We start from the raw sequence: 256 nt of genomic DNA, 5'->3' as shown, positions 1-256 counted from the left end.
AATGCTAAAGGTAGAGTAGAACTTGCAACTAATATGTTAGGTAAGCAAATAAGAGATATGTTAAAAACAAATCTTGAAACTGCAAGAAACCTACAAGATAAATCTAAAATACTAAAAACAAGTGTTAGTGATATAAACGAAGGTGCAAGAAAGCAAGCAAGTAGCTTACAAGAAAGTGCAGCAGCAGTAGAAGAGATGAGTGCATCTATGCATGCAGTAAATCAAAAATCAAACGAAGTTATTAAAAACGGAGAAG

General features: G+C 32.8%; 1 pseudogene. It reads left to right on the top strand.

The annotated features are described in order from the left end of the window. Positions 1–256: pseudogene (locus KJR01_RS10655) on the top strand (methyl-accepting chemotaxis protein); the annotation flags it as partial.

It is taken from the genome of Campylobacter sp. 2018MI10 (genome assembly GCF_018501175.1).
In the GTDB taxonomy this organism is placed as follows: Bacteria; Campylobacterota; Campylobacteria; order Campylobacterales; family Campylobacteraceae; genus Campylobacter_E.
Note: the sequence above shows the minus strand (reverse complement) of the source record. Positions and strands in the feature narration are given on the sequence as shown.